The sequence below is a fragment of the Microbulbifer variabilis genome (genome assembly GCF_023716485.1).
In the GTDB taxonomy this organism is placed as follows: domain Bacteria; phylum Pseudomonadota; class Gammaproteobacteria; order Pseudomonadales; family Cellvibrionaceae; genus Microbulbifer; species Microbulbifer variabilis_B.
In genome coordinates, this window is record NZ_CP092418.1 from 588769 (window position 1) to 612286 (window position 23518).

Consider the following 23518-nt stretch of genomic DNA (forward strand, 5'->3'; position numbering starts at 1 on the left):
AGACCATGGCTAAGAAGACCATTAAAGTCACCCAGACCAAAAGCATCAACGGACGCCTGAAAAGTCATCAGGCGTGCGTTGCGGGTCTGGGCCTGCGCCGCATCGGCCACACAGTGGAAGTGGAAGATACTCCTTCCGTACGCGGCATGATCAACAAAGTAAACTACCTGGTTAAGGTTGAGGGGGAATAACATGCGTTTGAATGACCTGTCTCCCGCACAAGGCCACAAGCACAGCGCCAAGCGCGTTGGCCGTGGTATTGGTAGTGGTTTAGGTAAGACCGGTGGCCGCGGCCACAAAGGTCAAAAAGCGCGTTCCGGCGGCAGCGTTCGTCCGGGCTTCGAAGGCGGTCAGATGCCTTTGCAGAAGCGTCTGCCTAAGTACGGTTTCACCGCTCGTGTTTCTCGCTTCACCGCAGAAGTACGTCTGGCAGAGCTGGCCAAGGTAGAAAGTGACGTAATCGATTTGGCAGCGCTGAAGAATGCCGATATCATCGGCAGCCATATTAAACGCGCCAAAGTGTTTCTCTCAGGCGAGCTGACTAAAGCTGTAACCGTAAAGGGGCTGGGAGTGACCAAAGGTGCAAAGGCGGCTATCGAAGCTGCTGGCGGTAAAATAGAAGACTAATCGAGGCGCCAATGGCACGACCAGGATCCGGTGGAAATCCCCTGGGCAACAGCAAGGGATTGGGTGAGCTCTGGGCTCGCCTTCGTTTTCTGTTTCTAGCGATACTTGTTTATCGTTTGGGAACACACATTCCGGTGCCCGGCATTGATCCGGAAAAGCTGTCAAACATGTTTAGCCAGAACCAGGGAACCATCCTTGGTCTGTTTAACATGTTTTCAGGCGGCGCCCTGGAACGGATGAGTATTCTGGCTTTGGGCATCATGCCCTACATCTCCGCATCCATCATTATGCAATTGATGAGTGCGGTGACTCCCTCTCTGGAAGCGTTGAAGAAAGAAGGGGAGGCCGGAAGGCGTAAGATCAACCAGTACACCCGTTATCTGACGGTGGTGTTGGCCCTGATTCAGGGTATCGGCATGGCCTTCGGGTTGGCAGGGCAAAATCTGGCTTACTCACCTGAGCCTGCGTTTGGTTTTTACTTTGTGGCGGTAACGTCACTGGTGACCGGTGCCGTATTCATGATGTGGCTCGGTGAGCAGATCACTGAGCGCGGTGTGGGCAACGGCATTTCCATGCTGATTTTTGCCGGTATCGTTGCTGGGTTACCCGGCGCTATCGGACAGGCGTTTGAGCAGGCCCGACAGGGTGAGTTGCATATTCTTATGCTGCTTATCATCGGTGTTATCGCTTTAGCTGTGGTGTTCTTTGTTGTAGTAATGGAGCGCGGTCAGCGCCGAATTACGATCAACCACGCCAGACGACAAGCCGGTCGCTACTCCGCAGCTCCGGCTGCGCAGGCGAGCCACCTGCCTCTGAAGGTGAATATGGCCGGTGTTATCCCGGTGATCTTCGCCAGCAGTATCCTGCTATTCCCAGCGACGCTGGCACAGTGGTTTGGACAAGGTGGTGAAGGTGTCGGTGCCCAGATTCTGCAGTGGATGGCATTGCAGCTGGGGCCAGGGCAGCCGCTGAACATTATTCTGTTCGCACTGCTGATTGGTTTCTTCTGTTTCTTCTATACGGCGTTGATGTTCAACCCGAATGAAGTTGCAGATAACCTGAAAAAGTCTGGTGCCTATGTACCTGGTATTCGTCCAGGTGAGCAGACAGCCCGCTATATCGATAGTGTGTTGACCCGACTCACTCTGGTAGGTGCTGTGTATATCGCACTGGTATCCCTGCTGCCGCAGTTCCTGGTGGTTGGGTTTAATGTTCCCTTCTATCTGGGGGGTACCTCATTGCTGATCGTTGTAGTAGTAGTGATGGACTTTATGGCACAGGTACAATCGCATCTGTTGTCACACCAGTACGAAGGCTTGATGAAAAAAGCGAACCTGCAAAGCTACGGTCGTCGCTAGTGCGTCACCTGCTCGCAGTTTGATTGAATTGAGGTAAGGTCATGAAAGTACGCGCTTCTGTAAAAAAGATCTGCCGTAACTGCAAAATCGTGCGTCGCAAGGGCGTTCTGCGGGTAATCTGCAGCGCTGAGCCACGTCACAAGCAGCGTCAAGGCTAATAGGGGCCAGCCCCTTACAGAGAGCGTCCGTTGGGCGCCTCTGTAAAAGCTGGAAAAATTCGCTATTTGTTACAGCCCCGTAATGAATGGCAACACCATAAAGAATTTCTTTATGGTGGGAGGTCAGCCTAAAGGTTGGACCTCCGCTAGGGGGCGTTGACTGTCGTCCACATCCGCTGCGGGAGGCCGTGGTGGGCGTGGGCTATTGCAATTTGGTGTCTGAAAAGCTATTCTTGCGCGCCTTTTTGGTGGCGCCGTCGGTTTTTTAGTCGCTGTCAGCGCCGAAATCAAAGTAGAGTCACATACTTAATATAAAGCAGTGGCTCCCAATACGTGGAGTACGCCTCTATGGCACGTATTGCTGGTGTCAATGTACCAGACCACAAGCACGCCGTGATCTCCCTGACCCACATTTATGGGGTAGGTCTTACTACGGCTAAGTCTATTTTGGCAGCGGTTGGTATCGCTGAATCCACCAAAATCCGCGACCTGTCTGAAGAGCAGATCGAAACCATCCGCGGTGAAGTTGCAAAGCTTACCGTAGAAGGCGACCTGCGCCGTGAAGTATCCATGAACATCAAGCGTTTGATGGACCTGGGTTGCTATCGCGGTCTGCGTCACCGTCGCAGCTTGCCGCTGCGTGGTCAGCGCACCAAGACCAATGCTCGTACCCGTAAGGGTCCGCGCAAGCCGATTCGCAAGTAAGCCTTAACTAAGGCGCGAAATCGCGGTTCAAGATGCCCCGGCCGGCTAATCGCCGAGGGGATTTGATACAGGATTTAGGATACTGGTATGGCTAAGCCAAAAACTACTGTTCGCAAAAAGGTCAAAAAGACCGTTGTCGACGGTATTGCCCACATCCACGCATCGTTCAACAACACGATCGTGACGATCACTGATCGCCAGGGTAATACCCTCAGCTGGGCCACCGCAGGTGGATCTGGCTTCCGTGGCTCACGTAAGAGCACCCCGTTTGCAGCCCAGGTTGCCGCTGAGCGCGCAGGTACTGCAGCTCAGGAATACGGCCTGAAAAACCTCGACGTAGAAGTGAAGGGCCCTGGCCCCGGTCGCGAATCCGCTGTTCGCGCACTGAACAACTGCGGCTACAAAATCACCAACATCACCGACGTGACGCCTATCCCGCATAACGGATGTCGTCCGCCCAAGAAACGTCGCGTGTAAGAGGGGGCTGATAGAATGGCACGTTATATTGGACCAAAATGTAAACTGTCCCGTCGTGAAGGGACTGACCTGCAGCTGAAGAGTGGTGTACGTCCGCACGACTCCAAGTGTCGCGCAGAATCTAAGCCCGGTCAGCATGGCGCTGGTCGCGGCCGTCTGTCCGACTACGGCATCCAGCTGCGTGAAAAGCAAAAAGTTCGTCGTATCTACGGCGTACTGGAAAAGCAGTTCCGTAACTACTATAAGGAAGCAGCACGTCTGAAGGGCGCTACAGGTGAAAACCTGCTGCAACTTCTCGAGCAGCGTCTGGACAACGTGGTTTACCGCATGGGCTTCGGCTCAACTCGCTCTGAAGCGCGTCAGCTGGTTTCCCACAAAGCAATTCTTGTAAACGGCACTACCGTTAACATCCCTTCTTTCCAAGTTAAAGAAGGCGACGTTATCGCTGTACGTGAGAAAGCCAAGAAGCAGCTGCGTATCCAGAATTCCGTTTCCCTCGCTGCCCAGCGTGGCGATGTCGAGTGGGTAGACGTAAACGCGAGCAAACTGGAAGGCACTTTTAAGCGCACTCCGGATCGTGTCGATCTGCCGGCAGAGATCAACGAAAACCTTATTGTGGAACTGTACTCCAAGTAACAATTAGTCCACTTTAAGGAATGCAACTGTAAACAGGTATGGCTATGCAGACTGCTGTCAACGAGTTTTTGACACCGCGTCGTATTGACGTCACCGAGTACAATCCGAATCACGCCAAAGTGGTTCTGGAGCCCCTGGAGCGTGGTTTCGGCCACACTCTTGGCAATGCGCTGCGTCGCATCCTGCTGTCCTCCATGCCGGGCTGCGCCGTCACCGAAGTAGAAATCGACGGTGTCGAGCACGAGTACAGCGCGATTGAAGGTGTGCAAGAAGATGTTATTGAAATCTTGCTCAACCTGAAAGAAATCGCGGTTGTTATGCACGGCAAAGATCAGGCGGTATTAAGCCTGAGCAAGAAGGGCCCGGGTGCAGTGACCGCTGGAGATATCCAGGTAGATCACGATATCGAGATTGTGAATCCTGAACACGTGATTGCCAATATCACAGGTGATGTAGAACTCAACCTGCGACTCACTGTTGCGCGTGGGCGTGGTTATCAGCCCGCCGATGCTCGCCGTGATGAGGAAGAGGAAAGCCGCGCGATTGGCCGTCTGCAGCTGGACGCATCTTACAGCCCGGTTCGCCGTGTATCTTACAGCGTGGAAAGCGCGCGTGTAGAGCAGCGTACCGATCTGGATAAGCTGGTTTTGGACCTGGAGACCAATGGTACTCTGGACCCAGAAGAAGCTATTCGTCGTGCAGCCACTATTCTGCAGCAACAGCTGGCAGTATTTGTGGACCTGGAAGGCGAGAAAGATGCGCAACCGAAGGCGGAAGAGCCCGAAGTTGACCCAGTATTGCTGCGCCCGGTTGACGACCTGGAACTCACCGTACGTTCGGCTAACTGTCTGAAAGCGGAAAACATCTACTACATCGGTGACCTGATTCAGCGCACTGAAGTAGAGCTGCTGAAGACTCCGAACCTTGGCAAGAAGTCTCTGACTGAAATCAAGGATGTACTGGCTTCCCGTGGTTTGTCACTGGGTATGCGTCTGGAAAACTGGCCACCGGCCAGCCTTAAAGGCGATAGCAAATTAAGCCCCCTGTAAGCATTTGGTAGTCGCGGCGATGTCGCGACTAGTAGAAAGAACCCGAGCGGTGCCACAGCTTAGCGCGACACCGCTCCAGAACGACCTGCTGAGACAGCAACTGTGGTCGTAAGGAATTGAGTCATGCGTCATCGCTATAGTGGCCGTAAATTCAGCCGTACCAGCGCTCACCGCAAGGCCATGTTCAAGAACATGACCGCTTCTCTGGTAGAGCACGAACTGATCAAAACTACACTGCCAAAAGCCAAGGAGCTGCGTCGCGTCGCCGAGCCGCTGATTACCCTGGCTAAGAAAGACAGTGTTGCCAACCGTCGTCTGGCTTTCGCTCGTATCCGTGATAAGGATGCTGTGCGTAAGCTGTTCGATGAGCTGGGTCCTCGTTACGAAGCCCGTCCAGGTGGATATATCCGTATCCTGAAGTGTGGTTTCCGCGCTGGTGACAAAGCACCGATGGCTTACGTAGAACTGGTGGATCGTCCACAAGTTGAAGACGAAGCTGCTGAAGCATAAGTTGCACTAGCAATTTTGCTACGGAAGGCCGGTCATAGACCGGCCTTTTTTGTATATACGGGAGAATTTTGTATGCCTTTTGAGCAGTTGTTAAATAATTTGAACCCGCAAATTGTTGCCAGCCTGCGGCGAGCAATTGAGTTGGGCAAATGGCCCAGTGGTGTTGTGATTACTGCAGAGCAACGTAGTCTCTGTGCAGAGGCGGTTGCCAGCTGGGAGGCCCAAAATCTGCCTAAAGAGCAGCAGCTAGGCTATGTAGCACCAAAGACCTCCAAAGACCCCTGTTCTGCTAAAAAAGGTGATGAACAACCTTTGAGCTGGGTATAAGTCGCTTTAACTGATTCACTTACTTTCCAGCTGTTTAATAGATATTGGCGCATATCTCTTCAGCTGGGACGCCCTTCCCATTCATCCCCCCGCTTTTCTCTGCTTATATAGTTACCGACATAACGAAATATAAATTTAAATTTGCTCGGTAATTGGATATGAAAAAACTGATATTGCTTGCCGGTGCAGTAAGCCTAGCTGTTGTCGGCATTGATCATTACGATATTAATGTCAAAGAAAGTGTGGCGAGAGTGCAACAGTTTGTGCAGCCATTAAAGGAAAATAATAGGTTGGCACAGGATATCTCTGAAAAAATACCTTGGTCAGAGCTGGATACAACGGAGATGGTGGAACTACTGGACCATCCTCGGGTGAAGGCCTATCTCGATCGTGAGAAGTTAAAGCAGGAGTTAAAAGATTACTTTGCCGACCTGGGGAACTTATCCAGTGCTGAGGCCTGGGACGCGATTGAGCAGGTGGAGAATGAAAAACGAGTAACGGGTTATGAAGCACTGTCGATGAAACTAGCCTGGTTAGAAAAAAATAGTCTTAACGAAGCCGATTTCAAGCAGCGCGCCGAACAGCTTTTTAATATTTATCGAGAAAAGGCTCAGTCAGTGATTAGTCGCTATGACCCACATACCCAAGTGCCAGGCTTCTCTACCTATAAAGATCTAGAGCGTTCTATTGTTGAAGAGGTTCAGCAAATGACATCTTTCCCCAATGGAATGAATAAGCAAGAATATTTGCGACAACGCTTACAGGAAGCTCGGGAAACAGTGTACGGTAGCTAATCAAATAACAGTGCTGCTGTAAGTCAGCAGCACTGTCTTCCGCTTAGCTCTCTTACATAAATAAGCCAATCAAGTCATAGAACCAATTACTGTTGTTATTAAAGTCAGATACTTTATCTGTCTCATAGGCGCGAATCATTCCACCACCGTTGTGGTTCACGATGTTGTTTAGGAAGTCCTCTAACTCCAATCCATGCTCAGCAATTTCACCGTACTTGAGGTCAATAATCGTGGTGCAGTGGCTCTCATTTAGGTTGCGAAACATTGGGAAGTAGTAGCCCCAATTACTGGTTTGATCCAAGAGTGGTATTAGATTTTCATGGGTGTCCTTTTGCCAGCGCTGGCGCAGTTTATCTAAACGAGAGTTGGCATCTGGGTCGTTGTAAATATCTTCGTAGAAGCGCTCATAGGAGTATGAAGAAAAGTTACCATCCGCCAGGAAGTGCGTGATACCCAGGCGATCTGTAGGGAATTTATCTGACAGTGCGCGGTATATCGAAGCCAGCTGATTGCTGTCAAATCCTGGAGTAAAAGATTTTATCGCATTAATAGGATTCTCTTCATTGGGATCCCCATCAGTTGTATAAGTAGTCCAGGAATGAAGCACTTCGTTGTGTAACGGTAAGGATGGGTATTGAGTGTTGTTATCACTGTCCAGAGGCGCTTTGTAAAGCGGGCCGGAATCATCTATCAGATAGCCGTATTCGACATCCATATCCTCACGAAGCTTCGTGTAATTTAACAGAGCCCCTACGCTGCCTGCACTGCAACCAGCGGCAAGCATTTGCTTGGGTTTCTGCAAATTATTCTTTACCCATGAGGTTACTGCCTGCACATTGCGCAGGCCATTATGATGCCAAATTAGATCCGAATTCTGTCCAGTCTTATCCTTATATATCTCTGTCTTATCACCAACATAAATATCACCAGTGCAGTATGGAACGTAAACCATGTTCCACTCGCCAGTTTTATACTGGTTGTAAGGATGGTGAGTATAAATAAGGGGTGAAACACCTGCGGTAGTGAGATTATCGAAATTTGTGAAATCTAAGAGGTGTACATTACTGAGATAGTCATCAGGGATGCCATTAGGGTTGCGTGCCCCGCGAATACCAGCCTGGCCGGAGCAGCTTTCGTAGTCCCAACAGGCACCGCCACCTTCAAAATAAAAAATGGTATTACTGGTATCGGGCACCCGATAAACAAAAAATTTATAGGGGGAGCCATTACCGCACATGGCGCCAGTACTGGCAGGAACATCTACTTTTTGCCAAGTATTAAAATCTTTAGGCTCGAAGTCATCGTTAAAGCTTGGGTCATGCATGGTCAGAGGGTACATTCCCTGAGCTTGCTGGGTAGAGACCGGTGCATCAGCGTTGGGAGGATCAAAGAGGTGTTTGAGGGTTTTCCAGAAATTGTAATCACCTGGTTCTGCTTGTGCATATGAGGTGATAAGGAGTGAGCTGGCAATAAATGCCATGATTAAACCACGGAGAATTTTTATCATTATTAATCCCCTTCCGGTAATTGGTGTTTTCTCTCTGGACCAGGCCGCATCGCGAACACAAGTTGTAGAAAATAACGTCACTTCAACGCTTGCAGTTAGCCAAGTAGGACACTCGTCCAAATCGCGCTTTAGGTAAAACCCAAGAAGACTAGTTAATAATGGAGTTTTGGTCTAGCTAAAGACTAGTTAAAACTGATAAGTCATGCTGGACCAATTGGTCTGACAGGTTTCGTGGAAAATATTTTATTAAGCTGGGGTTGTCGATGGTTTTTGGAACGCGCGTTGGTTTTAAGGGTTTGGATAAATATTGCTTAGCCACAATGTGTGACCAGGCTGCTACATAAGTAGGCGACTTTCGTAGTTTAATTGTTTGTCTTACATAAAGTGAAAAGCGTTAACCTAAGCCTTGCTTTAGAGGATGAAAGACTCATTATTTTCTGGTGCTAGATTATTTTTAAGGTTCTCAAGATACTTCATTTTTTTTAATAGTATCTCTCTTGCCTGTGCTTGATGAACTAGTTGAAAGTTAATTTTATCCTGAGCCTTGAGTTGTCCTAATCTATGCAGGTCGGCTCGAATAATATGGGCAATACGAGGATATCCGCCGATAGTTTGCCCCTCAATAAAAGAAATGATGGGTTCGCCATTGTTAGGTATCTGAATACTGCCAGGGTAAAGTCCGGAGGAAATCATTTCATCCGAACTGTCCGTAATAGCTTTTGAATCTACAATGATTGATGGGGATAGGCGAATCCCCATGCGATTGTTCTGGGCGGATACTTGAAAGGTTTTTCTGAAAAAATTACTTAATGCTAACTCTGTAAATCGCTTTTTTTCTGGTCCGTAGATAACTCTCAAAAGTGGTCGAGATTGATAGCAGGGTTGCAGGTTTCGATTTATGTGAGCGGATTTTGCGATGCGAATATTTTTCAAATGAAGGCGTTCTTCGTAACTGATAGCCTTTCCTTTGTTGCCTCCAAAGTGACTGATTAAGTGTGTTGATACGCTGTTGAAAGACTGAGAGGTGAAAATTGTGGCGGATAAACCAATATATGCTCTGGTGCCACTTAGTAGTTGACCAAATTCTAAAATATCTCCCCGCTTAACTTGGATGACCTTGTAATTTTCTACAGTTATTTTATTTAACAGAACATTGAATTGTGCTCCTGCGATAGCTATTGATATGTCACATTCGAACTTAATAACTGGACCAGTTAACGTTAATTCCAATACAGGGTTGTTAAGGCAGTTACCCAATAGCAGATTGACAAGTTGCATGGACAGGATGTCGGCTGCGCCCCCCTGGGGAATTCCACAGTGCATTAGACCTGGGCGTCCAAAGTCTTGAATGCTCGTTTGTAGTCCTGGACGAATAAAATAGATACTCATAGTTGGATCAGTTCCATATTCTAGACTGATGAATATCGTCAAATTCTGCTTGATTGATCGAATAGAACTTAATGATATCTAATGGATCTGCAAGAAATGGATGGCTGCTATAGGGGTGGAATAATTGAATGGGAGTCTGGCCGATAATTTGCCACCCCCCTGGTGTGGCCTGTGGGTAAACTCCTGTCTGGCTGCCGCCGATGCCAACAGCTCCTGCAGGTATGCGCACTCGTGGATTTTTTTTACGAGGACATTCCAGTCTAGGGTTGAGGCCGCCGAGATACAAAAATCCGGGAGTAAAGCCCAGCATATGTACGAGATAAGAGGGTGCTGTATGCAGCTTAATGATTTCTTTTCTGGATAAGCCAGTGTGTTTACTCAATATTGAAATGTCTGGAGCAAAAATTGATTCATAGCACACAGGAATGCGAATAGTGCGGGATTTTCGTGAAATGTTTTTATGGGCTTTAAGGAAGTCTTGAATTGATTGTTGAACTTTCTGTGAGAGCATCTCGCTATCAAATAAAGCAGGGTTAAAAATCAGAGTCAGACATTGATAGGCAGGAATTAATTCAATAAAGTTATTGGGGTTTTTGTTAAGGAGATATTCTTTAAGCCCAATAATATGACGGCTAAGGTTTTCACTTGGCTTTGAGTTGAAGCGGATATCTAACGCACTATCTCCATTTGGGTAAACACTAAAATCGAGCATAGTCGAGTGATTTCTTTGTTTGGAGGATGTCACGATTGTATGTTCAGGCCATGATGTTGTAGGTGCTTGACTAGTGCTTTTGCGATTTTTAGAGCGGCAGGATTGTCACCATGTAAACAAATCGTATCCACAGAGAATTTCAGCGGTGTGCCATAATAGCTTGTGAAGTCTGTACCCTTTGCCAATGCGATAGCTCGTTCTAGGCAGTTTTCAATATTATTTAGCACTGAGCCAGGTAGATTACGTGGGGCCAATTTTTCTTTGTTTAAGTAGTGCCTATCTATAAAACCCTCCCGATAAAAGGTGCACTGCTTCTCTATTGCCACAGACTCCATCGCACCGTTGGCTAAACCGATAATTTTCAGAGAGGGATACTCTTTGGCGAAGAGTGAGATAATTTCTTTAGAGAGTAACCTATCTGCTTCGGCATCGTTATATAAAGCGCCATGTAGTTTAACGTGATCCAGCAGTACACCTGCTTCAGTAGTCAGGGATTGCAGCTGCTCGATCTGTTGAAACAATGAGTCAAGTAATAGATTTATTGGGAGTTTGACAGACTTTCTTCCAAAATTTTCCCGGTCTGGATAGCCGGGGTGTGCTCCAATTTTTAAATGATGTTTTTGTGCATTGAAAATGGAAAGGCGCATAATGTCCCGGTTTCCTGCGTGAGCGCCACAGGCGATATTGCAGCGGGAAATAAAGGGCATGATTTGCGTGTCCCTAATGCAGCTTTTTAGATCGCTACCTTCACCCAGGTCACAGTTGATGTCTATGCGCATAATATCAGTCCCTTCGACTTACACTCATCTTTAGGCCTAAACTATTTCATTTTCAACTTGTAGGGCAAGACTTCACCTCTGAAGAAATTTGCACACCTTTTGATTCATAGCAGTCGCCCAGAGGTGAGCAAAAACATGCTTTCACTTCAATGTCATTTCTTAATGCATTTAACTTTGTCCAAAGTGGTTCATTGGCGGCTGTTCTTTGAAGTGTCAAGAATTTTAGGGATAAATGTGAAGCGATAATGGCTTGTTCCAATATTACTGTGTTTAAGCCACTCCTTGCCGCGAGAGTGCTTTCTCCTTTATTTTCTAGATTGTGAATCGTCTGATATAGATTTTTTTCTTCTTTGTGGCAGCAAGAGGTTAGAAAAGCTTCAAGGTCTGAGTAAGTCTTATCATGATAAGTGAACTCTAGAGACTTCAGGATTGCGGGTCCCGAGCCGGCGTTATGAAATGAGAAAATTATGGTTGGTTTTTGTGTCGCTCCATCAAAGTTTCCTTGGTCAAATTTAACCACAGGCATAGTCATAACTCGGACTTGTTTATTTGCGGCCTTGGCTTGCAGATAAGTGGCATAAAAAGAGGCTATAGAAATTAAAATTGCGCATAATGCAATTATTAAGTTGAGCCTTTCTTTATTGAGAAAATTCATTTGTTTAGGTCTTTAAAAGGTAAGGGGAGCCTTCGAGTAATTCACAGAGGCACTTCTCTTGCTTCAGGGGGATAGCCCCCCTGAAGCAAGACAAAATACTTAGAGTCTTTTAAGAGCAGCATAGAGATTTGCCAGAAAAGTGCCGAGGGGGCCAAGCGTTCTGGCCATCAATTTATCCAAGCATGGGTTTAAGGAAACGCCCTGTATGAGAAACTTTCATTTCTGCCACATCCTCTGGAGTCCCTGCTGCAATAATCTGTCCTCCACCGGAGCCGCCTTCCGGGCCCAGGTCCACAATCCAGTCGGCAGTTTTAATGACGTCCAGATTGTGTTCGATAACCACGATGGTATTGCCGTGATCGCGCAGGCGATGTAAGACATCCAGTAATAATTGGATGTCGGCAAAATGCAGGCCAGTGGTGGGTTCGTCAAGGATATACAAGGTTTGGCCGGTGTCGCGCTTGGACAGTTCACGGGAGAGTTTTACTCGCTGTGCTTCGCCGCCGGAAAGTGTGGTGGCCGCCTGGCCAAGTTTGATATAGGAGAGACCGACATCCATCAGGGTTTGTAATTTCTTGGCAATTGCGGGCACGGGGTCAAAAAACTCTCGCGCATCTTCCACTGTCATTTCCAATACCTCGTGGATATTTTTGCCTTTGTAATGTACTTCCAGGGTTTCGCGGTTGTACCGTTTACCATGGCAGGTGTCGCAGGGCACATAGATATCCGGTAGAAAATGCATTTCGACTTTGATCACACCGTCGCCCTGACAAGCCTCACAGCGACCACCTTTTACATTAAAGCTGAAACGGCCTGGCTTGTAGCCACGTGAACGCGCTTCCTGGGTACCGGCAAATAGCTCTCGAATCGGGGTAAAAATACCTGTGTAGGTGGCCGGATTAGACCTTGGGGTGCGGCCTATAGGGCTCTGATCGATATCCACACATTTATCGAAATGCTCTAACCCATGAACGGACTCATATGGGGAGGCCTTCAAGGTGGTGGCTTTATTGAGTGCTGTGGCAGCAAGAGGGTAGAGGGTGGTATTGATTAGGGTAGATTTACCAGAGCCCGAGACACCAGTGACACAGGTAAAGAGGCCTACGGGGATTTCCAGGTCTACGTTTTGCAAATTGTTGCCGCTGGCACCTTCGAGGCGCAGCATATAGTCCTCGTTGGGGATATAGCGCTCTTCCGGTACAGCAATTTTCTTTTTTCCGGACAGGTATTGTCCGGTGAGAGATTTTTTACATTTGGTGATTTTATCCGCGGTACCAGCCGCGACTACTTCGCCACCATGAACACCGGCACCGGGGCCTATATCGACAATAAAGTCGGCACTGCGGATAGCGTCCTCATCGTGCTCAACGACAATGACTGTGTTACCGATATCGCGTAGATGGGTAAGAGTGTTAAGTAGGCGTTCGTTGTCCCGTTGGTGTAAGCCAATAGAAGGCTCGTCGAGGATATACATTACGCCCACCAGGCCGGCCCCGATCTGGCTGGCCAAGCGAATCCGCTGTGCCTCACCGCCAGATAGAGTTTCTGCGCTGCGATTCAGAGTTAGGTAGTTGAGCCCCACATCTACCAGGAAGCGAAAGCGATCGCGCAGCTCTTTAAGAATTTTATCGGCAATTTCTTTTTGGGCACCTCTGAAGGTCAGCTCGTGATCAAAATAGTTGAAAGCATCGCCGACGGGCAGCTCGGTAATCTGTGCCAGGGTGCGATTGTCCACAAAGATATGACGGGCCTCGCGGCGCAGTCGGGTGCCATGGCACTCAGGGCATTTTTGTGTGCTCAGGTATTTGGCCAGTTCTTCGCGTACAGATTGGGATTCGGTGTCCCGATAACGGCGTTGGAAGTTGGGAATAATGCCCTCGAAAGTGTGCTGCCGCACGGTAACATCGCCGCGATCATTCACATAGCTGAAGTCGATTTCCTCATCGCCACTGCCCTGTAAAATGATCTTGCGGTGCCCCTTGCGTAGTTTCTTCCAGGGTTTGTCCAGATCGAAGCCGTAGTGCTCGGCGAGGGAGTCGAGCATGTGATAGTAGTAGATGTTGCGTCTGTCCCAACCGCGAATAGCACCCTCGGAGATGCTGCTCTCTGGGTCGAGAATCACCTTATCCTCATCAAAGAACTGCTTAACCCCCAGGCCGTCGCAACTGGGGCAGGCGCCGGCCGGGTTGTTGAAGGAAAACAGGCGCGGTTCCAGTTCGTCCAGTGAATAGTCACAGACGGGGCAGGCGTGGCGTGCGGAAAAAAGTCGGTCTTCCTGGTCACCATCCATAAAGCTGATGGAAGCGATGCCATCGGTGAGATTCAAAGCAGTTTCGAAGGACTCCGCCAGGCGTAACTGCAGGTCATCGCGCACCTTAAAGCGGTCTACCACAACCTCTACGGTGTGCTTGCGTCGCTTGTCCAGCTTGGGCGTGTCATCCAGATCACAGATAACGCCATCGATACGTGCTCGAACGAAGCCGTCACGGCGCAGCTGTTCAAATACATGCTGGTGCTCGCCCTTGCGGTCGCGTACTACGGGTGCCAGTAGCATCAGCTTAGTGCCCTCCGGCAGGGTCAGTACCTGATCCACCATCTGGCTCACGGTCTGGGCCTGTAGCGGTTCGTCGTGTTCAGGGCAGCGCGGTTCGCCGACACGGGCGAACAGCAGTCTGAGGTAGTCGTAAATCTCAGTAATGGTGCCTACGGTGGAGCGCGGGTTGTGGGAGGTGGACTTCTGCTCAATGGAGATGGCCGGCGACAGTCCCTCAACAGTATCCACATCCGGCTTTTCCATCATCGATAGGAATTGCCGTGCATAGGTGGACAGGGATTCCACATAGCGGCGCTGGCCTTCAGCGTAAAGGGTGTCAAAGGCCAGGGAGGATTTACCGGAACCAGACAGTCCGGTTATCACGATCAGCTTGTCGCGGGGGATGTCCAGATCGATATTTTTCAGGTTGTGGGTGCGAGCACCCCTCACATAAATCGTGTCCACGCTCTACCTATATTGCTGCTAATACTGGGCCGGGCCACGGACTTGCTCCGCACGGGGCGATCACAACTGCGGTGCCGGGAAAACAGCCGAGTATAAACTCGCGACCCAATGTGCCAAAATCGTCTACCGCAAAAAACCAACCGATGAACAGAAAGCGCTGATGATCCCTGTAATTCTTTGTGGCGGCACTGGCTCGCGCCTGTGGCCACTGTCCCGGGAAACCTACCCAAAGCAATTTTTGCCGCTAACAGGTGAAGAAACCATGTTGCAGGCCACCGCGAGGCGGTTGGAAGGCGTGGCACAGCTACAGGCTCCGATTTTAGTGTGCAATGAGGAGCATCGCTTTGCTGCAGCGGAGCAGTTGCGCGAGATTGGTCACGGTGCCCAATCTATTTTACTGGAGCCCTGTGCGCGCAATACGGCACCCGCTATCGCTCTGGCGGCCCTAGCAGCGCTTGAATCTGGTGAAGACCCCTTGCTACTGATACTGCCGGCGGACCACGCGGTGGCCGATGTGGCGGCCTTTCAGGAGGCACTCAAGCCTGCCCGGGCATTAGCTGAGCAGGGACATTTGGTGACTTTTGGTATTGTTCCGACAAGAGCTGAGACCGGTTACGGTTATATCCGCCGCGGAGAAGGGCTTTCTGCTGGTGCCTGGGCAGTCGCAGAATTTGTTGAAAAGCCTGATGCCGAGACAGCTGAGTCCTATCTGGCCGATGGCGGTTATTCCTGGAATAGCGGTATGTTCCTGTTCCGCGCTTCCCGTTATCTGGAGGAACTGGGCCAGCATCGAGAGGATATTCTCGGTGCCTGTCGCACAGCCTATGAGCAGGCCGCTCGAGATCTCGACTTTACCCGGGTGGATAGAGAGGCCTTCGCCGCTTGTGCCGATGAATCTGTGGATTATGCGGTTATGGAGCCTACGGAGTCGGCGGCTGTAGTGCCTATGGATGCTGGCTGGAGCGATGTGGGCTCCTGGCTGGGTTTGTGGGAGCTGGCCGAGCGGGATGGCGACGACAACCTGCTGCAAGGAGATGTGTTGCAGGAAGACAGCAGCGGTTGCCTGGTGCGTGCGGAGAGTCGCTTGGTCAGTTTACTCGGTGTAGAGGACCTGGTGGTGGTGGATACCGACGACGCCCTGCTGATTGCTGACAAACAGCGGGTTCAGGAGGTGAAAAAACTGGTGGGGAGCCTCAAGCGCTCCGGCCGCAGCGAGGCCCAGCGACACCGCAAGGTGTATAGACCTTGGGGCTACTACGACTCTATCGATGCGGGTCCGCGTTTTCAGGTAAAACGCATCGTGGTTAAGCCTGGACAACAGCTTTCACTGCAGATGCACCACCACCGCGCGGAGCACTGGATTGTAGTGCGTGGCACCGCAAGGGTGACCCGCGGTGATGAAGAGCTGCTGGTTACCGAGAATCAATCCACCTATATCCCCCTGGGGGTGACGCACCGGCTGGAAAATCCCGGCACCATCCCTCTGGAGCTGATCGAGGTGCAGTCCGGCAGCTACCTGGGTGAGGACGATATAGTCCGTTTCGATGACGACTATGGTCGAGGCTAGATCTCCGCGAAAGTTGTACTGCTCCCACTACAGCCCGGCGCTCACTCGCTGTACAATGCGCGCCCACTTTGACGCTGTTCCGGGAGCTGCATGAATTCTATTGAGCGCCGAGCCCTGGGTGGGCTGGCTTCCCTTTATGTGTTTCGCATGCTCGGCCTGTTTATGGTGCTGCCGGTGCTCACGGTGTACGGTGAAGGTTATCGTGATAGCACTCCGATGCTGCTGGGGTTGGCCATGGGTGCCTACGGTTTGAGTCAGGCCTTATTGCAGATTCCGCTGGGACTCCTGTCTGATCGCTGGGGCCGAAAACCCGTAATTTATACCGGCCTGGCGCTATTCGCCCTAGGCAGTATCGTCGCTGCTCAGACAGATTCCGTATATGGGCTGATTGTCGGCCGGGTGTTACAGGGGTGTGGAGCGATCGCTGCCGCAGTGATGGCGCTGGTGGCTGATTTGACCCGGGATGAGAAGCGCGGCATTGCCATGGCCGTGATCGGGGCCTCGATCGGTGTGGCCTTTATGTTGGCGGTAATACTGGGCCCGGCACTCGCGGGTGTTGGCGGACTGCCAGCCATTTTCTGGCTGACAGCAGTACTGGCCGTACTCGGCATGTTGCTGGTATGGCGGGTGGTGCCAACACCTCAAGTAGCAAAGCGCCCTGCGGTATTTAAGGGCGGTTTCCGCAAAGTATTGGGTAGTGGCCTGACTTGGCGCCTGGTCAGCGGGGCCTTCTTTTCTCACTTACTATTGACGGCGCTGTTTGTGGCATTGCCACTGGTGCTAGTCGATCGCCTGGATTGGCCGGCGGATGAGCACTGGAAACTTTATGGTCCACTAATGCTGGGCACCTTTATCATTATGCTGCCCTTAATGCGAATGGCCGAGCGCACTGGCAAAGTGCCGCTTGCGCTGAACCTGGCGGCGCTTGCTCTGGTTGCTGGCAGCGCGGCGTTACTGCCGATGAATGGAACAATAACAGTTGTACTGCTGCTGAGTATTTTCTTTGTGGGCTTCAATCTGTTGGAGGCCCTGCTGCCGGCCCAGTTGACTCGCAAAGCCCCGGAGGATGCCCGTGGGGCAGCTTCGGGCCTGTATGCGACGCTACAGTTTTTTGGCACCTTTGTCGGCGGCAGTCTGGGTGGATATCTGTATGGACTCGGTGGCACCAGTGCTGTAGCGGGGCTCGGTTTTGCTGTAGTGGCAATTTGGATACTGCTTTGGTGGGCTCTGCGCGAGCGGCTCTCCGACATCCGTGAGGGTAGCGCTTACTAACAGTGGGTGTCTGTTGTATGCTGCTGTATAAAAATACACTGTCTGCAGCTGTAAGTGGCTGCGTGCTTACATACTCAGAGTACGAGTGAAACCGTACCTGAAATTTAATATTGAATGATTAGTGCTCCGGGTGGGACCCGGGTCGAAGAGAGGAGAGGGCCATGGCCAGGGGTATCAACAAAGTAATCTTAATTGGCAATCTGGGTAATGACCCGGAAACCAAATATATGCCGAGCGGTGGTGCGGTTACCAATATCAGCTTAGCCACCAGCGAGAGCTGGAAGGATAAGCAGACTGGCCAGCAGCAGGAGCGCACTGAATGGCACCGCGTAGTATTTTTCAACCGCTTGGCAGAGATTGCCGGTGAGTATTTACGTAAAGGTGCAAAGGTCTATGTAGAAGGTTCGCTGCGCACGCGTAAATGGCAGGATAAGAATACTGGTCAGGATCGCTACACTACGGAGATTGTTGCCAGCGAAATGCAAATGCTGGATGGTCGCGGAGAGCAGGGCGGTTTCGGTCAGGGTATGGGCGGTGCCGCAATGGGTGCGGCAGGTGCAGCTATGGGGAGCCAGATGGGCGGTCAGCAAGGCGGTTACGAACAGCAGGGCGGTTTCCAGCAAGGTGGCTATCAGCAGGGTAATCAGGGGCGCCCGGCTCCCAGTAACCAACAGCAACCTGCGCAGCAGCAAAGCCAGGGCCCTGCCGGTGGTTTTGATAATAGCTTTGACGACGATATCCCCTTCTAAAACAGGCCTGTCCTGTGTCTGATCTACATACCGGATATAAGCCGGATCGGGTTGCGCTAATTCGCGCCGGAAACGATATCGATAGCGCGCTGCAGAAACGCCTGCAGCGTGCTGGTTTCCGTATACAGCTGCTTGCACCCGCAGAACTCGATAAGTTGCGCCCCGCCTCTATTGTCATTAATGCGTCGGCATGCGCGGATGACCAGGGTATGCCGGAAGCCCTAGAGATTGCTGAGTCATTGGCACAGTGCTCCTGTCAGCATGTTATTCACCTCTCTTCCTATGCGGTCTTTGCCGGTGGTGAACCGAGGAAATACGATGAGGATGAGGTAGCTGCACCTCAATCTCACAGTGGGCGGCAATGGCTGGCTTGTGAGGAAGCCTTATCAGAATTAGAGAATCTGACAGTTCTGCGTTTTGGCTGGATGGTGGATAGCAATCCTGATGCTCTGCTGGGGCGGGTGTTACGGGGTTTTGTGACGGGTGAGCCGGTCACACTGGATGGCTGTAATAGCGGTAACCCGGTCACGGCCCTGGATCTGGCTCGTGTTGCAGTTGCAGTGGCGCAGCAACTAGCCAGTGGTGCTGAGGCTAGAGGGATCTATCACTACGGCAGCTCGGATGACTGTACTGCGGTGGAGTTTGCCCTTGAGGTTGTGGAGCGAGCCCAGTCACTCTACGACGAGGGCAGGTTCGCACAATTCAGCGCACTGGAAACCGGGCCGGACCAGAACCGGGGGGTGGTGTTGGCCTGTGGTAAGTTGCGCGATGTCTTTGGCATACAGCAGCATAGCTGGCGTCAAGGTCTCACTAGGCAGGTGGAGCTGTGGCTGGAGCGTCTGGACGCGGAGATGCAGGAATAGCTCTATAAGCGATTATAAAAAGGGCGCCACATTGGCGCCCTTTTTATTTGGATCAAGATAACGGCTTTAAACTTTATCGAAAATTAGGCAAGCGTTGGTACCACCGAAACCAAAGCTGTTGGACATGGCACGCTTAATCTCGCACTCGCGCAATTCAGTAACTAGATCCATCCCTTCCGCTTCTGGGTCCCGGTGCTCCACATTGGCGGAAGCGGCAATAAAGTTATTTTGCATCATTAGCAGACTGTAGATGGCCTCCTGCACGCCGGCAGCGCCGAGGGAGTGTCCGGTTAGAGACTTGGTGGAGGCAAATGCGGGCACTTTGCCGGCAAAGACTTCGCTCATGGCTTTTAGCTCAGCGATATCGCCGACCGGGGTTGAGGTGCCGTGGGTGTTGATGTAGTCCACACCGCCTTGCAGCCCATTGCCATCCATGCCCGCTAGGGCTTGCTTCATGCAGCGCACTGCGCCTTCTCCACTCGGGGCCACCATATCGTATCCATCAGAAGTTGCGCCGTAGCCAGTGAGTTCGGCGTAAATGGTTGCGCCGCGGGCGAGTGCATGGTCCATTTCTTCCAGAATCAGACAGCCACCACCACCGGCGATAACAAAACCATCCCGATCGGCATCGTAGGGGCGTGAGGCCTTAGTGGGGTCGTCGTTAAACTTGCTCGATAGGGCGCCCATGGCGTCGAACAGGTGCGTGAGACTCCAGGCCAGTTCCTCACCGCCACCGGCGAAGACAATATCCTGTTTGCCCATCTGAATCAGTTCGGCACCGTTGCCGATGCAGTGGGCACTTGTGGCACAGGCGGAGGAGATGCTGTAGTTCACACCTTTGATTTTATAGGGTGTGGATAAGCAGGCTGAAACGGTGCTGTTCATCACCTGGGGAACTCGGTAGGCGCCGACACGGCGAACCCCCTTTTCCTTGAGCGTGTGTGCGGCATCAATAATATTTTGGGTGGAGGTGCCGCCGGAACCCATCACAATGCCGGTTCGAGGGTTGGAGATGTCTTTCTCCTCCAAGCCGGACATTTCGATTGCCTCTCGCATGGCGATGTAAGCATAGGCGGCAGCATCTCCCATAAAGCGCAGTTGCTTGCGGTCTATATGTTCTTTGAAATCGATATCCACAGGGCCTGCAACCTGGCTACGCAGGCCTAGCTCTTTGTACTCCTCCTGGAAGCGGATACCGCTGCGGCCTGCTCTTAGTGAATCGGTAACTTCTTTTGTATTGGTACCGATACAGGATGTGATGCCCATCCCGGTAATGACTACCCGACGCATAGTGATCTCCAACAGTACTTGGTAGTAAAGGCCTTTAAAGTTTTGCCCGCCTGAGCTTTATAAAGTTAAAAGTTATCAGTACGAGTAAATAAACCAACGCGAAGGTCTTTTGCAGTGTAGATTTCACGCCCATCCACTGACACAGTACCATCGCCAATACCCATAACCAGCTTTCGTTCAACAAGCCGACTCAATTGAATGTGGTAGGTTACCTTCTTGCTGGTAGGTAAAATTTGACCGGTAAACTTTACCTCCCCACAGCCGAGGGCACGGCCATGCCCGGGATTACCCTTCCAGGCCAAAAAGTAGCCTAGGAGCTGCCACATGGCATCGAGCCCCAAGCACCCGGGCATTACCGGGTCACCGGGAAAGTGGCAATCAAAAAACCAGAGGTCGGGGTGTATATCCAGCTCGGCGATGACTTCACCCTTATCATATGCTCCCCCCTCTTTTGATATATGGGTGATACGGTCCAACATCAGCATGTTGGGGGCGGGCAATTGTGCGTTGCCTGGACCAAACATCTCTCCGCTGGAGCAGGTCAGTAGCTCCTCTCTGTTGTAGCTACTTTTTTGAACAAAATTACTCATCTTCTCCCCGGCTTTGGGTGGTTACGCAACTCATGTTGAGCGTTTTTGTAAGAGCGGGCATTCTAAGCGCTGTGTGTCGCTTGTCCAGTCAGTCAAAATTATTTTTGTGACTGTCGTAGTAATTACCTTCACAACATCTTATATGATCATTTGTGTAGAGCGCTGACACATTGAGGGAATTTGACGCCATCCTTTGTAAGTGAACTCTCTTTTTAGCTATGTTAGGTTCCCGCCGGGAGCGGGGGAGCGCTCGTTTTAAGTTCATGGGGGAGCATAATGCTCAAAAAATGTTTATTCCCGGTTGCCGGTTACGGCACCCGTTTCCTGCCAGCCACCAAGGCGATGCCGAAGGAAATGTTGCCATTGGTGAACAAGCCGTTGGTGCAGTATGGGGTAGAAGAGGCCATCGAAGCCGGCCTGACAGAGATAGGTTTCGTTACTGGGCGCGGTAAGCGCGCTATTGAGGACCACTTCGATACCAATTACGAGCTGGAGCACCAAATTGCCGGGACAGGTAAAGAGCGTTATTTGGACTCTGTTCGGAAGGTGATTGACAGTGCCAGCTTTTCTTATACCCGCCAAGGTGAAATGCGTGGTTTGGGCGATGCGATATTACAGGGACGCCGCCTAGTAGGGGATGAGCCATTTGGGGTAGTTTTGGCGGATGACCTGTGTCTGAATAATGACCTTGGTGTACTTTCGCAGATGGTGCAGCTTTACAAGCAGTTTCGCTGCAGCATTGTGGCCGTCGAAGAAGTGCCTATGGAGCAGATTCATAAATTCGGTGTGATTGCCGGCAATGAAATCAAGCCGGGCCTATACCAGGTAACGGATATGGTGGAAAAGCCGGCCGCTGAAGATGCGCCAAGCAATAAGGCAATCATAGGCCGCTATATTCTCACTCCAGATATTTTTGATCTCATCCGCGATACCCCGCCGGGCAAAAATGGAGAAGTGCAAATTACCGATGCGTTGCTGACCCAGGCGCGCCAGGGCTGTGTTCTTGCTTACGCTTTTAAGGGGCGGCGCTTTGACTGTGGCTCTGTGGAAGGGTTTATTGAGGCCACTAACCACGTCTTTGAAAGTGTGTATCTGCCGGAACAGGCTGCCGAGGAGAAAAAATAAGTGTCAGAGCTGACCTGCTTTAAAGCCTATGATTTGCGTGGCCGCGTGCCTGATGAGCTGAATACCGAAGTGGCTTATCGGGTGGGGCGGGCATTTGCCCAATTTCTGGGGGCGAAACGTGTTGTGGTTGGTCATGATATTCGACTTACCAGTGGTGAGCTGACGGATGCCCTGGTGAACGGTTTGCGCGACGCTGGTACCGATGTCTTCCACATTGGTGAATGCGGCACCGAAGAAGTGTATTTCGCTACTTTCCATGGTGATTTTGATGGCGGTATCTGTGTTACCGCCAGCCATAACCCCATGAATTACAATGGCATGAAGTTTGTTCGCGCGGGTAGTAGGCCGATTAGTGGGGATACCGGGTTATTGGAAGTCAAGCGCCTGGCAGAGGAAAACCACTTTGCTCCTGTTGCAGAGCGCGGTGAACTGCAGAGCTTTGAACACAGGCCGGCTTTTGTTGAGCACTTACTGGGTTATGTTGATAGTAAAGCGCTGAAGCCTTTGAAGCTGGTAGTGAATGCGGGCAATGGTGGTGCAGGTGCAGTTGTCGATGCGCTAGCCCCTCACTTGCCTTTTGAGTTTGTGCGGGTTCACCATCAGCCAGATGGGAATTTCCCCAACGGTATCCCCAACCCAATCCTACCGGAAAACCGTGCCTCTACTGCAGAGGCGGTGCGTGAGAGTGGCGCCGACTTTGGTATTGCCTGGGATGGAGATTTTGACCGCTGTTTTTTCTTCGATGAAAACGGTGATTTTATCGAGGGCTACTATGTGGTCGGCCTGCTTGCCGAGGCCTTTCTGGTCAAGCACAAAGGCGCCAAAGTGGTCCACGATCCGCGCCTGCTGTGGAATACGGAAGCTATTGTGCGTGCTGCTGGGGGTGAGCCGGTTCAAAGTAAAACTGGCCATGCCTTTATCAAGGAGCGCATGCGCAAAGAAGATGCCATTTATGGTGGTGAGATGAGTGCACACCATTATTTCCGTGGCTTCGCCTACTGCGATAGTGGCATGATCCCCTGGTTGTTGGTGGCGGAGCTGGTCAGTCGAAGCGGTAAGACTCTGTCCCAGTTGGTCGGGGAGCGCATGGCGGCTTTCCCTTGCTCGGGTGAGATCAACTCCAAGGTGCAGGATGCGGCAGCGGTTATTAAAGCTGCAGAGGAAAAGTATGGTGCAGATGCACTCAGTGTCGAGCATGTGGATGGCCTGAGCGTGGCTTATGCCGAGTGGCGCTTTAATTTACGCATGTCCAATACTGAACCCGTGATTCGCCTCAATGTTGAGTCCCGCGGGGATAAGGCTTTGATGCGTGAGAAGACCGAAGAGCTACTAAAGCTGATTCGTTCGTGATTTCCTGATCAGCTCTGGATAGGCTTCATGA

The 23518-nt window shown here is 51.1% G+C and carries 25 protein-coding genes; 17 read left to right on the plus strand and 8 right to left on the minus strand.

Annotation, left to right across the window (positions count from 1 at the left end; translation table 11 throughout):
• Positions 1-5 precede the first annotated feature (5 nt).
• From rpmD to MJO52_RS02675, 11 genes are all read left to right on the plus strand, one after another.
• A complete protein-coding gene (gene rpmD, locus MJO52_RS02625) occupies positions 6-191 on the plus strand; it encodes a 50S ribosomal protein L30 (protein WP_020411402.1) in 186 nt (61 codons plus the stop codon).
• A 1-nt stretch (position 192) separates the two neighbouring features.
• Positions 193-627 carry a 50S ribosomal protein L15 gene (rplO, locus tag MJO52_RS02630; protein WP_020411403.1) on the plus strand — a complete coding sequence of 145 codons (435 nt, stop codon included), beginning with the start codon at positions 193-195 and terminating at the stop codon, positions 625-627.
• Between the two features lie 11 nt (positions 628-638).
• The gene (gene secY / locus MJO52_RS02635) at positions 639-1985 is read left to right on the plus strand and encodes a preprotein translocase subunit SecY (RefSeq protein WP_252084419.1); all 1347 of its coding nucleotides are present in this window, start codon (positions 639-641) and stop codon (positions 1983-1985) included.
• 41 nt (positions 1986-2026) lie between these two features.
• Positions 2027-2143 (plus strand): 50S ribosomal protein L36, encoded by a 117-nt coding sequence (gene rpmJ, locus MJO52_RS02640; RefSeq protein WP_010133825.1) that lies wholly within the window; start codon positions 2027-2029, stop codon positions 2141-2143.
• Between the two features lie 348 nt (positions 2144-2491).
• Entirely contained in the window at positions 2492-2848 is a 357-nt protein-coding gene (gene rpsM / locus MJO52_RS02645) for a 30S ribosomal protein S13 (RefSeq protein ID WP_152451165.1), read from the plus strand.
• An 87-nt stretch (positions 2849-2935) separates the two neighbouring features.
• Complete coding sequence (rpsK, locus tag MJO52_RS02650; protein WP_020411406.1) at positions 2936-3325, plus strand: 30S ribosomal protein S11; 390 nt, start codon at positions 2936-2938, stop codon at positions 3323-3325.
• Between the two features lie 15 nt (positions 3326-3340).
• On the plus strand, positions 3341-3961 hold the full coding sequence (gene rpsD / locus MJO52_RS02655) for a 30S ribosomal protein S4 (RefSeq protein WP_108731669.1): 621 nt from the start codon (positions 3341-3343) through the stop codon (positions 3959-3961).
• A 44-nt stretch (positions 3962-4005) separates the two neighbouring features.
• Positions 4006-5010, plus strand: a complete 1005-nt coding sequence (locus MJO52_RS02660; protein WP_252084420.1) for a DNA-directed RNA polymerase subunit alpha — start codon at positions 4006-4008, stop codon at positions 5008-5010.
• Positions 5011-5133: 123 nt separating this feature from the next.
• Positions 5134-5520: a 50S ribosomal protein L17 gene (gene rplQ / locus MJO52_RS02665; RefSeq protein ID WP_152451171.1), complete on the plus strand. Its 387-nt coding sequence runs from the start codon at positions 5134-5136 to the stop codon at positions 5518-5520.
• Between the two features lie 72 nt (positions 5521-5592).
• Positions 5593-5847, plus strand: a complete 255-nt coding sequence (locus MJO52_RS02670; protein ID WP_252084421.1) for a YeaC family protein — start codon at positions 5593-5595, stop codon at positions 5845-5847.
• Between the two features lie 158 nt (positions 5848-6005).
• Positions 6006-6641, plus strand: coding sequence for a hypothetical protein (locus MJO52_RS02675; RefSeq protein ID WP_252084422.1), 636 nt, complete (start codon positions 6006-6008; stop codon positions 6639-6641).
• 52 nt (positions 6642-6693) lie between these two features.
• On the opposite strand, the gene MJO52_RS02680 is transcribed toward MJO52_RS02675, so the two are convergent.
• The 6 genes from MJO52_RS02680 to uvrA form a co-directional block, all read right to left on the minus strand.
• On the minus strand, positions 6694-8148 hold the full coding sequence (locus tag MJO52_RS02680; protein WP_252084423.1) for a pectinacetylesterase family protein: 1455 nt from the start codon (positions 8146-8148) through the stop codon (positions 6694-6696).
• A gap of 411 nt (positions 8149-8559) precedes the next feature.
• Positions 8560-9537 carry a biotin-dependent carboxyltransferase family protein gene (locus MJO52_RS02685; protein WP_252084424.1) on the minus strand — a complete coding sequence of 326 codons (978 nt, stop codon included), beginning with the start codon at positions 9535-9537 and terminating at the stop codon, positions 8560-8562.
• 7 nt (positions 9538-9544) lie between these two features.
• Positions 9545-10249, minus strand: coding sequence for a 5-oxoprolinase subunit PxpB (gene pxpB, locus MJO52_RS02690; protein WP_252084425.1), 705 nt, complete (start codon positions 10247-10249; stop codon positions 9545-9547).
• A 29-nt stretch (positions 10250-10278) separates the two neighbouring features.
• Positions 10279-11028, minus strand: coding sequence for a 5-oxoprolinase subunit PxpA (gene pxpA / locus MJO52_RS02695; protein WP_252084426.1), 750 nt, complete (start codon positions 11026-11028; stop codon positions 10279-10281).
• A 52-nt stretch (positions 11029-11080) separates the two neighbouring features.
• On the minus strand, positions 11081-11683 hold the full coding sequence (locus tag MJO52_RS02700) for a hypothetical protein (protein WP_252084427.1): 603 nt from the start codon (positions 11681-11683) through the stop codon (positions 11081-11083).
• Positions 11684-11855: 172 nt separating this feature from the next.
• Positions 11856-14681, minus strand: a complete 2826-nt coding sequence (gene uvrA / locus MJO52_RS02705; protein WP_252084428.1) for an excinuclease ABC subunit UvrA — start codon at positions 14679-14681, stop codon at positions 11856-11858.
• A gap of 160 nt (positions 14682-14841) precedes the next feature.
• Between uvrA and MJO52_RS02710 the strand changes: the two genes are divergently transcribed.
• The 4 genes from MJO52_RS02710 to MJO52_RS02725 all read left to right on the plus strand — a co-directional run bounded on the left by MJO52_RS02710 (position 14842) and on the right by MJO52_RS02725 (position 19132).
• Entirely contained in the window at positions 14842-16248 is a 1407-nt protein-coding gene (locus MJO52_RS02710; RefSeq protein WP_252084429.1) for a mannose-1-phosphate guanylyltransferase/mannose-6-phosphate isomerase, read from the plus strand.
• Between the two features lie 90 nt (positions 16249-16338).
• Positions 16339-17520, plus strand: a complete 1182-nt coding sequence (locus MJO52_RS02715) for an MFS transporter (protein WP_252084430.1) — start codon at positions 16339-16341, stop codon at positions 17518-17520.
• Between the two features lie 161 nt (positions 17521-17681).
• On the plus strand, positions 17682-18269 hold the full coding sequence (gene ssb, locus MJO52_RS02720) for a single-stranded DNA-binding protein (protein ID WP_252084431.1): 588 nt from the start codon (positions 17682-17684) through the stop codon (positions 18267-18269).
• Positions 18270-18283: 14 nt separating this feature from the next.
• Positions 18284-19132: a sugar nucleotide-binding protein gene (locus MJO52_RS02725; RefSeq protein WP_252084432.1), complete on the plus strand. Its 849-nt coding sequence runs from the start codon at positions 18284-18286 to the stop codon at positions 19130-19132.
• 66 nt (positions 19133-19198) lie between these two features.
• Here the strand turns inward: MJO52_RS02725 and fabB are convergent, their stop codons facing one another.
• Complete coding sequence (fabB, locus tag MJO52_RS02730) at positions 19199-20422, minus strand: beta-ketoacyl-ACP synthase I (RefSeq protein ID WP_252084433.1); 1224 nt, start codon at positions 20420-20422, stop codon at positions 19199-19201.
• A 65-nt stretch (positions 20423-20487) separates the two neighbouring features.
• On the minus strand, positions 20488-21012 hold the full coding sequence (gene fabA / locus MJO52_RS02735) for a 3-hydroxyacyl-[acyl-carrier-protein] dehydratase FabA (protein WP_252084434.1): 525 nt from the start codon (positions 21010-21012) through the stop codon (positions 20488-20490).
• A gap of 276 nt (positions 21013-21288) precedes the next feature.
• On the opposite strand from fabA, the gene galU reads away from it, so the two are divergent.
• Positions 21289-22137 (plus strand): UTP--glucose-1-phosphate uridylyltransferase GalU, encoded by an 849-nt coding sequence (gene galU, locus MJO52_RS02740; protein WP_252084435.1) that lies wholly within the window; start codon positions 21289-21291, stop codon positions 22135-22137.
• Positions 22138-23487, plus strand: a complete 1350-nt coding sequence (locus tag MJO52_RS02745; protein WP_252084436.1) for a phosphomannomutase — start codon at positions 22138-22140, stop codon at positions 23485-23487. It begins immediately after the preceding gene.
• Positions 23488-23518 lie beyond the last annotated feature (31 nt).